The sequence below is a fragment of the Bacteroidota bacterium genome (assembly GCA_016699695.1).
Lineage (GTDB): Bacteria > Bacteroidota > Bacteroidia > Bacteroidales > UBA10428 > UBA10428.
Window position 1 is genome coordinate 953,816 of sequence record CP065006.1, and the last position, 12,855, is coordinate 966,670.

Annotated in this window: 11 protein-coding genes; 10 read left to right on the forward strand and 1 reads right to left on the reverse strand. The window is 42.9% G+C overall.

The window, feature by feature from the left end; translation table 11 throughout:
- The first annotated feature begins 29 nt into the window (after positions 1-29).
- Positions 30-1,238, forward strand: a complete 1,209-nt coding sequence (locus IPM71_03980; GenBank protein ID QQS51894.1) for a hypothetical protein — start codon at positions 30-32, stop codon at positions 1,236-1,238.
- 26 nt (positions 1,239-1,264) lie between these two features.
- Here IPM71_03980 and IPM71_03985 read toward each other — a convergent pair whose 3' ends face one another.
- On the reverse strand, positions 1,265-3,301 hold the full coding sequence (locus tag IPM71_03985) for a M3 family metallopeptidase (protein QQS51895.1): 2,037 nt from the start codon (positions 3,299-3,301) through the stop codon (positions 1,265-1,267).
- A 202-nt stretch (positions 3,302-3,503) separates the two neighbouring features.
- On the opposite strand from IPM71_03985, the gene lnt reads away from it, so the two are divergent.
- The 9 genes from lnt (at position 3,504) to IPM71_04030 (ending at position 12,769) form a co-directional block, all read left to right on the forward strand.
- Positions 3,504-5,120, forward strand: coding sequence for an apolipoprotein N-acyltransferase (gene lnt / locus IPM71_03990; GenBank protein ID QQS51896.1), 1,617 nt, complete (start codon positions 3,504-3,506; stop codon positions 5,118-5,120).
- 84 nt (positions 5,121-5,204) lie between these two features.
- Complete coding sequence (locus tag IPM71_03995; protein ID QQS51897.1) at positions 5,205-5,747, forward strand: RNA polymerase sigma factor; 543 nt, start codon at positions 5,205-5,207, stop codon at positions 5,745-5,747.
- Positions 5,748-5,749: 2 nt separating this feature from the next.
- Positions 5,750-6,274: a hypothetical protein gene (locus IPM71_04000; protein ID QQS51898.1), complete on the forward strand. Its 525-nt coding sequence runs from the start codon at positions 5,750-5,752 to the stop codon at positions 6,272-6,274.
- On the forward strand, positions 6,264-7,346 hold the full coding sequence (locus IPM71_04005; GenBank protein ID QQS51899.1) for a hypothetical protein: 1,083 nt from the start codon (positions 6,264-6,266) through the stop codon (positions 7,344-7,346). Before IPM71_04000 ends, IPM71_04005 begins: the two co-directional genes overlap by 11 nt.
- A 23-nt stretch (positions 7,347-7,369) precedes the next feature.
- Positions 7,370-8,131 carry a DUF2807 domain-containing protein gene (locus tag IPM71_04010; GenBank protein ID QQS51900.1) on the forward strand — a complete coding sequence of 254 codons (762 nt, stop codon included), beginning with the start codon at positions 7,370-7,372 and terminating at the stop codon, positions 8,129-8,131.
- A gap of 23 nt (positions 8,132-8,154) precedes the next feature.
- Positions 8,155-8,652: a hypothetical protein gene (locus IPM71_04015; GenBank protein ID QQS51901.1), complete on the forward strand. Its 498-nt coding sequence runs from the start codon at positions 8,155-8,157 to the stop codon at positions 8,650-8,652.
- Between the two features lie 10 nt (positions 8,653-8,662).
- Positions 8,663-9,298, forward strand: a complete 636-nt coding sequence (locus tag IPM71_04020) for a hypothetical protein (GenBank protein QQS51902.1) — start codon at positions 8,663-8,665, stop codon at positions 9,296-9,298.
- A 191-nt stretch (positions 9,299-9,489) separates the two neighbouring features.
- Positions 9,490-11,808 (forward strand): TonB-dependent receptor, encoded by a 2,319-nt coding sequence (locus IPM71_04025; GenBank protein QQS51903.1) that lies wholly within the window; start codon positions 9,490-9,492, stop codon positions 11,806-11,808.
- Between the two features lie 13 nt (positions 11,809-11,821).
- Positions 11,822-12,769: a DUF4249 domain-containing protein gene (locus IPM71_04030; protein QQS51904.1), complete on the forward strand. Its 948-nt coding sequence runs from the start codon at positions 11,822-11,824 to the stop codon at positions 12,767-12,769.
- Positions 12,770-12,855 lie beyond the last annotated feature (86 nt).

Here is a 12,855-nt window from a genome sequence, read left to right on the forward strand (position 1 = left end):
TTTGCTTAAGGATGCAAAAAATAAACCCTATGAAAAAGATTTATCTCGTGCTATTCTCCTTGTGCCTTGTTGGTCAATTGTCATCGCAAACCTACAAAAAAGCTGTAATTACCGCAGTACATTATAGTGTGCAGCAAAGTTCTGAGGCATCCATGGGAGAAGCCTTTCCTTTTTATTTTCAACACAAGGAGTTTACACAAGACATTTTTAGTGACATTGAAAAATATACCCAATCGAAGTTTAATGTCGATACAGTTGTTTTTTCCGAACCGATGCAGGTGCAAACTAGTTTCAATTCTTTTCGTCCTTCTTTAAACGCCAAGGAAATTGCTCTGACTGAGAAAAATCCGGAAACAGTTTACATCGAAGTGCTAACTTTTCTTAACCTGAGGCATATTACCAATGACATCCCGGTATATGGTTTTCATACTTTTGTAAAAGCCTTTAACTTCAAGGGGAAAGAGATTTATCAATCGAAAATTACCATTCCTTTCGAAACCATGCGCGGAGAAGAAATTGCCGACCAGGTAATGATGGGCGAGGAAGATTTTTATGCATTTTATTTCGAAGGATTGGAACAAGCATTTGCACATGAAGACAAAAAGATAGAGAAACGATTTGTAATGAAACCAACTGCAGGGTATTACAAAGATTTTGTCTCAGCCACCGAGAAATTCTATATGGTCCGCATTCCGAAGGGCTATGCCTATGGTCGGGATATGGTCGAAATGAAGGATGTGCTAACATTTAAAAACAATTTTTGGAATACCAGCGGAAGTAGTTACAATTTCGAGGGGGTTGTAAGTGGCAATTGGCTTAAAGAAGGATACCACATGATAAATCATTTAAACAATGAGGAGTATTTGGTAAAGTTAAAGGGTGGAGAAACCACTTTCTTCAACTTTGCTACAGCAGTCTCCTCTGTGGAAGTGATATTCCGGGATATGGAAAAAACAGAAATCGGAAATTTTACCTTTAACTGGGACGAAGCCCTTACTGGTCGGTTGCGGTCGAAAGAGTATCGGGTGCAATTTAATACCTTATACTTTTGCTCCGAAGTTTACTCGGGTAACCAAATGATAGCCCTGCTCAATTATTTGCCGGATCGCACCGCAATATATGTGCATCAAACAGCTACAGAGGAACAGCTTGCTGATTTATTTAGTTTAATTTTTATCTGGGACTTTTCGATTAATCTGCGTCAACAAGCCGAGGCAGAAAGGGAACAACAAAACTAAGCCCCTTTTTTACCAGGGCCATCAGATTATGCTTTCAATCCGCTTCTTTCCAGCAAGGCTTCAATGTCGGGTTGTTTGCCTTTGAAACGGATATACAAATCCATCGGATGCTCGGTTCCACCTCTCGAAAGGATATTTTCACGCAAACTTGTTGCAGTATCAGTGTCAAAGATTCCTTTTTCCACAAACAGGGCAAAGGCATCGGCATCCAATACTTCGGCCCATTTGTAGCTATAATAACCAGCTGCATAACCGCCGGAGAAAATATGACTAAAAGCCGGGCTCATTGCCGTACCTTCTATTGCAGGCAGCAGCCTGGTGGTGTGAGTGGCTTGTTTTTCAAAATCTTCCACGCTACCTTCAAAAGGGCTAGTAAGGGTGTGCCACCTCAAATCGGAAATTGCAAAACTTAACTGGCGTGCAGAAAAATAGCCTGTCTGGAAATTGCGGGCAGCAATAAGCTTATCAATGAGTTCGTTCGGAATTTTTTCACCTGTCTGGTAGTGCGATGCAATTTTATCGAGCCATTCTTTCTGGGTAGCCCAGTTTTCGAGAAGCTGTGAGGGAAGCTCTACAAAGTCGCGGTAGACATTGGTGCCGGCTAGTCCTTCGTATTTGCAGTTACTCAGCATACCATGCAGGGCATGACCAAATTCGTGCAAGAGAGTTGTTACTTCGTTAAAAGTAAGCAGGGAAGGTTTTGAAGGGGTAGGTTTTGTAAAATTGAATACCAGCGAAACATGAGGGCGGATATTGTTCCCAATGGCATCGATGTGTTGTTGCACATATTCAGTCATCCAGGCACCTCCTTTTTTGCTTTCGCGCGGAAAATAATCCATATAAAGCAGCGAAAGAAAAGAACCATCGCGGTCGAACACTTCATAAGCTATTACATCTGCATGGTAAACAGGAATCTTTTGGTTTCTTTTAAAGCTGAGACCAAATAACACTGTTGCCAGTTCAAATACTCCCTTTTCTACTTTATCGAGTTGAAAGTAAGGCCGGGTCATTTCGTCGTCGATGTCGAAATTTTGTTTACGTAATTTTTCGGAGTAGAACGACCAGTCCCACGCCTGAAGTTCGTCCTGCAATCCTTGCGCAGCAGCAAATTGTTTCATTTCGTCAAACTCTCTGCGGGCTACCGGCATGGTGGCCTCGAGTAGTTTTTGAAGAAACGACTCGACATTTTCGGTATTTTCGGCCATTCGGTTGCTCAACACAAAATCGGCATAGTGCTTAAAGCCCAGCATCATGGCCAGTTCCGAGCGAAGGCTTACTATTTGCTTAATAATGCCCGTATTGTTATGTGTATTGTCTTTTAAACATCGGGTCTGATAGGCCATATACATTTCGCGACGCAGTGTGCGGTTTTCGGCATGCTTCATAAAGGGACCGAAACTCGGAAATTGCAGTGTAAAAATCCAGCCTTCGAGTTGGCGGCTTTCGGCATCCATACGTGCCTGGGTAATCAGGTCGGCAGGCAGGCCGGCCAAATCGTCTTTATTGATTATATGCAATGTATAGTTGTTGGTTTCTGCCAGCACATTCTCACCAAAGTCCACAGTTTGGCTGGAAAGGGTACGTGTAATTTCGCGGTAGCGGTCTTTCTTTTCCTCCCCGAGAATAGCCCCGTTACGCACAAAATTTTTATAAGTTTTATCGAGTAATCGCCAATCTTCGGTGTCGTATTTACCGGCAGTTGCCTGTTCATGCACGGCTTTTATCCGGGCAAAAAGCCTGGAATTAAGGATGATATCATTCCGGTATTCTGCCAGCAAAGGAGATACATTGCGGGCAATATGCTGTATTTCTTTGTTGGTTTCGGCCACATTCAGGTTAAACAAAATGGTCGATGCCCTGCCAAGCTTTTCAGCTGAGCGCTCAAGCATGACAACTGTGTTTTCGAAGGTTGGAGGCGATTGATTTTCTGCAATTTGTATTATTTCATCGCGTGCTTCTTTGAGCAGTTCTTCAAATGCTGATTCGAAATGAAGGGGCTTGATTTGGTCGAAAGGAATGCACTGGTAAGGAGTGCTGAAAACCTGAAGGAGTGGATTGCTCATACTAATAATGGTGCAAATATTATGTGGTGCAAAAATATCGAAAAGACTTTTGCAAGAACGGACAATACTGATGAATGTTCATTAAAAAATTAAATGATTTTAGTGACCTTGAAATATTCTTCTTCAGAGCTATACTTATTGTTTTGTAAATCGTAGCGAAGGTTATAGTTTTACGCTCAAATTGAAAAATAATACGCATTGTATGAAAAAGATATTCTCAAACAACTTCGTTTTGGCTCTGTTTAGTGGTCTTTTGCTCATTCCGGGATGGTTCGAATGGGGAAGCGGCATTGTTGCCATGATAGCCTTTGTTCCCTTGTTATGGCTTATCGAAAAAATGGTAACTCAAAAGAATGGCGGGCGAAGGGTATTTCTTTTATCTACGCTGGCATTTTTGGTGTGGAACCTTGCTACAACCTGGTGGGTTAAAAATGCTTCCTTCCCCGGAATGCTGGCAGCCGTTTTTGTATCGACATTTTTTATGAGTATACCCATGTGGCTCACCTATAAGGTGCGCACCGCCTGGGGAATAAAGGCGGGTCTTTTTGCATTTGTAGTATTCTGGATAGCCTTTGAATTTGCCTATTTGCATGGCGAAATATCGTGGCCCTGGCTCACACTGGGTCATGGCTTTGCCTACGAAGTAAAGCTTATTCAGTGGTACGAACTAACCGGTGTGCTGGGTGGCTCACTCTGGATTTTGCTGGTGAATGTGTTTGTTTTTAGTGCCATTCAGCAATCAACCCTACAGAAAGTAAAATCAAAAAACTACACAATAGCCGCGGTACTTGTTTTTATCCTACCTCTGCTGGTTTCTCTTGTTTGGTATTACATTTATACCGAAAAGGAAAACCCACGCCGCATTGTGGTGGTGCAGCCTAATATGGATCCTTATCTCAAATTCAACGATATTGCACCCATTGAGCATGCCATGGTTCAGATTCAGGAGGCAACTAAGCATATCGATGGCGAAACCGATTTTGTGGTGACACCCGAGACTTCGCTATTAGGTAACTTTTGGATTGGCGAATTTGAGCAGGTAGAGGATGTACAACTCATCAGGCAGCTATTAACTCAATATCCCCAGTGTAATTATGTAGCCGGCATCGTGTGCCGCAAGCAGTATGGCCCTGGCGATAACATACCCACCACAGCGCGTCCTTTGGCACAACAAGGCTTTTATTACGATTATTTCAACTCGGCTATTCTGGTCGATACAACCCGGGAAATTCAGATTTATCATAAATCGCAACTGGTTACAGGGATCGAAAAAATGCCATATTCCAACCAGCTTAAGTTTCTGAAGAAAATTATGTTGAACCTTGGTGGAACCTTCAGGAGCAACGCCACCCAACCAGAGCGTTCAGTTTTACTGGCCAAAAACGACAGCATTCGAATTGCCCCGGTTATTTGCTGGGAATCGGTTTTTGGTGAATACGTTACCGATTATGTAAAACTTGGAGCGAACTACATTTTTGTGATTACCAACGATGGATGGTGGGGCAATACACCCGGTCATCGCCAGCACAACAGCCTTTCCTCAATAAGAGCCATCGAAACCCGAAGAAGCATTGCCCGCTCAGCAAACACCGGCATTTCATCATTTATTAATCAGCGGGGCGATGTATTGCAGCAACTAGGTTGGTGGAAACGCGGTGCACTTGTCGACACGCTCAATGCCAACGATAAAATAACCTTTTATGTTCGCTATGGCGATTACCTGGGCCGAATGGCATTCTTTACAGGTATTTTACTGGTTGTTTTACTCTTAAGCTTTAGAATGAAAGCCTGGCTTGGATTAGACAATAAAAAGTCATGATTAAAGGTTGAAAATTCAAAAAGTAGCTGCACCATGCAACCCTGCTATCGACCGCTTGTCATTAAGGACGAAAACTGAACCAAATTGGAGGTAGCCTATCAAGACATACATCGCGAAATAGTAGAGCTTAGTATAGCCGGAAACCGTAAGGCGCAATTCCAGCTGTATAAGCTCTACTCCAAAGCCATGTACAATATATGCTGCCGTATGCTTAACAGCCGGGAAGAAGCGGAAGACATACTCCAGGAGGCTTTTGCGGAAGCCTTTCTCCGGCTCGACAGTTTCAGGTTTGAATCTTCTTTCGGCGCCTGGTTAAAACGCATCGTCATCAACAGGTGCATTAATCACTTGAAAAAACGACGAGTAGAGCTGAATTACAGGGAAGAATTACCCGAAAGTTCTGAAAACGATGAAGACGATCCAACAGACATACAATACGAAGTCAATAAAATACTTGGGGCCATGGAGAAATTACCCGATGGATACAGGGTTATCTTCTCACTCTATCTTATTGAGGGTTACGACCACTCAGAAATAGCCCAGATAATGGGGATCAGCGAATCGACTTCAAAATCGCAGTTTTCCAGGGCAAGACAAAAAGTAAAAGAAATGCTAAATACACCATAAAGATGAACAAACGACTTGAAAACTTCGTGCGCGATCACCGGCAAGAGTTCGATGTATTCGAACCCGGCGAATCGGTATGGAAAGGCATCGAGCGACAAATAGTACTGCGGAAAAGAACTCGTCTGACTTACATTCTTACAAGGGTAGCCGCAGTGGCCGCAATTTTTATTCTTTCCTTCACGATTCAAAAGTACTTCTTTACAAATAATGAGGTAGTGATACCTGAATTACAGGAAGCAGAGGTCTACTATTCGGGGTTAATTCACATGAAAATGGAGCAACTCCAATCGGGACTTTCGGCTAATCCGGAGCTTGAAAAAGAGCTAAAAACCGATATGATGGAACTGGACAGTATTTATTCCAGTTTAAAAGAAGACCTTAAAGACAATATCGCCAACCAGGATGTGTTGGAGGCCATGATAGAAAACTACCGCCTCCGCATTGATATTCTGGAAGAAATGGTAATTTATTTAGATGTTGAACAGGATGATAGTAAGAGCAATAATAAAACAGAATATGAATTATAGGACACACTTGTTCGTCTGGATTCTCGCGCTAGTCCCGCTTTACCTTGGGGCGCAGGTTTACTCCGAGCAAATGGTCAGGAATTTCGCAATCTCAAGCAAATCGACCATAGAGGTAAACAATAAATATGGCAAGGTGCATGTGGTTACCTGGAGCAAAGACTCTGTAAAATTTGTGGTCGATATGCGGGTATCAGCCTCCGACCAGCAAAAACTGGAGAAACTGAAATCAAGTATCACTTTCGACTTTACCAGCACAAATTATTACATAGTGGCCCGGACTTTGTTTTCGAAGTCGGGGGGTATTTTTTCGGATATGGTGGAAACGGTGGTACCCTCGAACAATGTGAGTATCAATTATACCGTCTACCTGCCGGCCAATGCCAATCTGAAAATTGACAATAAATTTGGCGATGTGTACATCGACGATTTTAGTGGTAACCTTGGTTTAATACTTTCGAACGGAGCATTAAAGTCGAACCGGCTCGAAGGCAATACCTCCATTCAATTAAGCTCGGCCGATGCACTGATTAAAAGCATTGTCAATGGCACCATCACCTTAAGGTATTCCGATTTTGAACTTGCCAGTGCCAACCGGCTCGACCTCGATACCAAGTATTCCAACATTACCCTTGAAAAGGTGAATCAAATGAAGGTAATTTCGCGTCGCGACAATTATAAAATCGGACAGGTAAATGTATTGTCTGGTACAGGCGACTTTACCAAGCTCAGGGTTGGCGCCCTGCAGCGCGAGATGAATTTTTCCAATAAATATTATAGCCTGGTGGTGGAAGACATCAATACCCAGTTTAGTCTGGTGAATGTAGTTTCGGATCTTACCGATGTAGAGTTACGTTTTGCCAGGGGATCATCTTTTAACCTCGATGTAACCCATCATCCGGAAGTATACCTTACAGTGCCTACAATTAACTCGAAACTTCAGACCAAGGAACTGGGCGGAGAAGAGAAATTATTGCTAACTTATGGAACCCTTGGTACCAGCACTTCGGAGAATCTGCCAAAAGTTAAGATTTTAGCCGAACGTAAGTGTTACATTAACATCATACAAAAATGAAAGTTAACACAAGTAACAGAGCAATGAAAACTTTACAAAACAACTCTATTCTTACCAGGCTTGTCATTCTTTTTGTTGCAATATGGTTCTATTCCTGCGAAGCCTGGTTGCCTTGCCTTGATGGCAGTGGTGCGGTTGTAACCGAAGAAAGATTAGGAGGCTCCTTTAACGGAATTCAGGTCGACGGCGAGTTTAAAGTAATTGTAGAGTTTGGCCCCACTACATCGGTAAAAGTTACCACAGACGAAAACTTGCAGCAATACATTAAAACCATCGTAAAAGACCAGAAATTGGTAATTAGTAACGAACACGATGGATGCATCAATTTTAGCAATCAGACCCAGATTGTGGTTAGCTGTCCGGCATTAAACTATATCTCGCTGAATAGTACAGGCAACATCGAAGTCAATGGTTTTACCTCGGAGTATTTCAATGTGGTGCATTCTGCCTCGGGCAATATCACCATCCGTAACCTATCGGTAGCAAACACCCTCGATGTAAGTCTTATTGGTTCAGGAAATATCTGGTTAGGAGGTCGTTCCGAATATGCTAACATCAACCTTTCGGGTTCGGGAGTTATCAATGCCGAATCGATGCGGGTAAATTCCTGTTCCATCAATCATTCTGGCTCAGGCAATATTCATACCTATGTTTACGATACACTCGATGTGATTTTAAGCGGTTCTGGTTTTGTGTATTACTATGGAAATCCGGACACGGTCAATACCAGCATTACAGGTTCAGGTCAGGTAATCGATCAAACATATAGCGCACAGAACCAATGAAAGCAAGGGGAAAGACAAGGCGGATGGCGATAAGAATGCTGTGCCTGATTGGCATGTTGTTTTCCGGCAGTTTGCTTCACGCACAAAATTACACACGCGATGCGGGCATACGTTTTGGCGATGGAACCGTATTTGCTTACCGGCAGTTTGTGAAGGATGATTTAGCCCTTGAACTTTTTCTGGTTTTTCAGGATAGAGGTTTCCGCGTTGGTGGAATGAAGCAGCATTTCAAACCTGCTTTTGAACAATACTCCGAAAATTTCAGGCTTTATTATGGTTATGGCGTGCATACTGGAATTTCTTACACCAATAAGCACCAGCTGCTTAACCGAACTTATTATTACAATTGGACGCTCTCTCCCTTATTCGGGATGGATGGGATAATTGGTCTGGAATATTATTTTCCGGAAGTACCCATTATGGTTTCAAGCGAATTAAAACCTTTTTTTGAGTTTTCTATTAACCGGATATTCTTATTGCGTCCGGCTAACATGTCGATTTCTGTGAAATACCGATTCTAATCCTATTTGTATGAAAAAAATACTTGCCATTTTAAGTATCCTCTGGGCGATCACCCTTTCCGGACAGGAGGAACAGGAGTTTAAAACCATATTCGAGGGCCGTACCATTGGCGGATATGGAGCCTTTGGTGGGGGGTACTCACCCATTAATTACGACAACGCAATGGTTTTCAATGGTCGCGGGGGTATTATACTCGGGCACACCTTTGCCATGGGCATTGGCGGGGCCGGATTTGTAACCGAATATCAATACGACCCGATTTTTCAGAAAAAGGCCGGACTTGCCGGCGGCTATGGCGGTGTTTTTCTCGAACTAATAGCTTTTGGACGAAGCCCAGTGCACCTTTCCTTTCCGGTTTTAGTGGGTGTGGGCGGGGCAGCCTATTCTACCTGGGAAGATGAAGGAACCGACTATGAGCAGGAAAATATGGTAGAGCAAACAGCCACTTTTGGCGTGCTGGAACCAGGCGTTGAGCTGGAATTTAACCTTACCCATTTTTTTAGGATCGCAGCCTTTCTCAATTACCGATATACCAGTACCATAAGCCTTACAAAGCTTTACAACGGAGAGAATATAGCGCTCGTATCTCCAAATGCGCTTACCAGTTATTCGGCAGGATTAATTTTTAAGTTTGGCAAGTTTTAACTGACTTAAAAGCTCAATAGAAACATCGGTCATTATTTACCCTGGGCTTCATTGGGCAATACTTTATAGTTACCGACAGATAAAGCTTGTTTACCGATTTCACCTATACCCCGATAGATAGGTTGTATAAGTTTGTGTTGTTTTTATTACGTTAAATACCAATTGAAACCTTTTAACACCTTTCCTTACTCATGAAAAAAATTGTTTTAGTGCTCTTCCTTCTGCTTTTTGCATGGATTGTGCAGGCGCAGAAATTTACCATCAGCGGACATGTGTTCGATGAGGCCGGCGAAAGCCTTGTGGGTGCCAATGTAATTGTAAAAGAATTAACTCTTGGCACTGTCACCAACCCCTATGGTTTTTATTCCATTACGCTACCGAAGGGAACTTATACCCTTGAAATCAGCTACATGGGCTATGGGCAGCAGAATCAGGTTGTCGATCTCTCAAAAGATACCAAACTGGTTTTCAATCTTAAAGAAACCTCTGAAATGATCGAATCGGTAACTGTTACCGCCGAGCGGCGCGATGTGAATATACGCGATGTATCGATGAGTTCCGAAAAACTCGACATAAAAACCATCGAACGCATACCCACTTTTATGGGCGAAGCCGATGTGATAAAGGCTATACAATTGCAACCCGGCGTTTCTGTGGTAGGCGAAGGCACCTCTGGTTTCTATGTGCGCGGTGGGGCGGTAGACCAAAACCTGATTTTGCTCGACGAGGCAGTGGTTTACAATCCCTCGCACTTTGGCGGCTTCTTCTCGGTGTTTAATCCCGATGCCATAAAAAGCGTGGAACTCTTTAAGGGTGGAATACCTGCCAAGTATGGTGGCAGACAGTCTTCTGTACTCGATGTACAAATGCGGGACGGCAATGCTCAACGTTTTGCTGCCAAAGGCGGTGTAGGTACGCTTGCCAGCCGCGTTACGCTTGAAGCCCCCATTAATGAAAAATCTTCCTTCCTGGTATCGGGACGAAGAACCTATTATGATATGTTCTTCCCTCTCTTCAACGAGCCCGTATTGCAGGACACTAAAGTATTTTTTTGGGATGTCAATGTGAAAGGCAATTACCACATTAATGAAAATAACCGTGTTTTTCTCTCACTTTATTCGGGCAAAGATGTGGTGAAACTCGGAAGCTTTTTTCAGATGGGCTATGGAAATGCTACCGGCACCCTGCGCTGGAACCATGTATTTAATAGCCGCTTGTTTTCGAACTTTATGTTTATCGGGAGCCGGTACAATTATTCCCTTGGTCAGCCTACAGGTGGTTTTGCTTTCGACTGGACTTCACGCATCGACGATTATAGCTTTAAAAACGACTATACATACTACCTCAACCCCAACAACTCGGTGTGCTTTGGAGTGCAGTTGATGTACCATAAACTGTTACCCGGTAAGTTTGAACCACTGGGCGAAAGTACCTTCAACGAAATGGAGATTCCTACCGAATATTCCTACGAAAGTGCTGTGTATGTGTGCAACGAACAAAATATAAGCGACCGTTTTTCGCTTCAATATGGTTTGCGTTTTAGTATGTTTAATAATGCCGGCGGAGTAGCTAACAGGTACAACGAGGAAGGTGAATTTCTGGATAGTTTAGTGTATGAGCAAGGTAATATTTACAATACTTATTATGGTTTTGAGCCCCGCATCGGAGCAAGGTATACACTCAACGAAAAAAATTCGGTAAAGGCCAGTTACAACCGCATGATTCAATACCTGCATCTGGCCACCAACAGCCAAGCCCCAACCCCATTCGATATCTGGTTTACCAGCAACCAGAATATTCAGCCCCAGCTTACCGACCAGATAGCTGTGGGGTATTTTAGGAATTTTAACAACAACATGTTCGAAGCTTCGGTGGAGGGGTATTACAAATGGCTCAACAATACCATCGATTTTAAAGACCATTCGGTGATTTTTGGCAATGAGCAACTCGATGGAGAAGTGAGGCAGGGAGTGGGATATGCTTACGGGGCTGAGTTTTATGTGCGTAAAAGTCAGGGCAAACTAACAGGGTGGGTAAGCTATACATGGTCGCTCACACGTCGAAAAATTGAAGACATCAACCACGACAACGAATACCCTACCAACTACGACCGGCCCAACGATATTAAAATAGTACTTTCTTACGATGCAACCCGCCGTTTGAATGTGTCGGCCAACTGGGTGTATTATACTGCCATGCCTTTTACAGTAGCCACTTCTTACAGTCGCTACCAGAATTATTATCTCCCGAAATTCTCCGACCGGAATGCCTATCGCTTTCCGGGTACCGATTACCACCGGCTCGACCTGGCTGCCACCATTGACCTTAACAAGGTGCCCAACCGGAAGTACCAGCAAAGCCTTACGCTCTCGGTGTACAATGCCTACAACAGGCATAATCTTTATTCTGTGCTTTATGTCGATGATCCTGAAAGTGTTTCCGGAATTCAAATGAATAAAATGTACCTCTTTAAAGTGATACCGGCCATAACCTATAATTTCACCTTTTAATTCATAAGTAATCATGTATACCAGCATCAAAAAATACTTTCAAAATTTAAGCAGCCCTTTTGTTCCATTCTTGCTGCTTTCTGTTCCGGTTCTGTTTTTTCTTAATTCCTGCCAGGAGCCACTCGAGACGGAATTTAAGGGTGAGCTTGAAAACCTATTAGTGGTAGAAGGTAAAATTACTACCGATACAACCCGGCATTATGTGCTGCTTTCCAGAACCCAAACTATAGATAAATCGGATATTCTTTGGGAAACAGGTGCCGATGTGCGCATAGAACATCCGGGAGGAGAGTTTATCCTGCAAGAAGAAGTTCCAGGACATTATTATACCAACCCCGATGTCTATGGCATAATTGGTGCAAATTACACCTTGCACATCACATTAACTAGCGGTGAAACCTACCATGCCGAAACTTTTATTGCCAATATACCCGAAATCGATTCGGTGAAATTTATTTACGAGGAATTTGAAAACTATGAAATTTTCAGCCATAACCTCTATTACCACGGTTGGGAACTTGAAGAGCCGGGCAATGCCTATCTCTGGAACCTCTACATCAACGACAGCTTGTACAACGATTCGATCTTTAAAACCAACTTTGTGGACGATGAATTTGTAAATGGCAATTACATTGGTGCCACACCATTAACTGATAAAGATGGAAATGAATACCTAGAAAGTACGTTTGCTGTTTATATGTTAGAACCGGAAGAAATTAAAAGAGATACAAACAGGGTATTGGTAGAAATGGAATCGCTGCCAAAGCCATATTACGAATTCTGGACAACCTATATGCAAATGACTTACTGGACAGGCAGCCCCTTCGATGCCAACAAAGCCGATATACTCACGAACCTGTCGGGCGATGCCCTGGGTTATTTTTACGGAGCCTCTGTACGCCGCTATTCTTTTGTGTATATCAGGCCCGAAGGATCGGATAAACCAAATAGTCATCCATAATTGGCTCCTCCAAAGTAATATTGTTGAGATAATAGAAGTCGGTAAAAAAAGCATTTTATTTTTCCAAACCAGATGGCTGGTATATC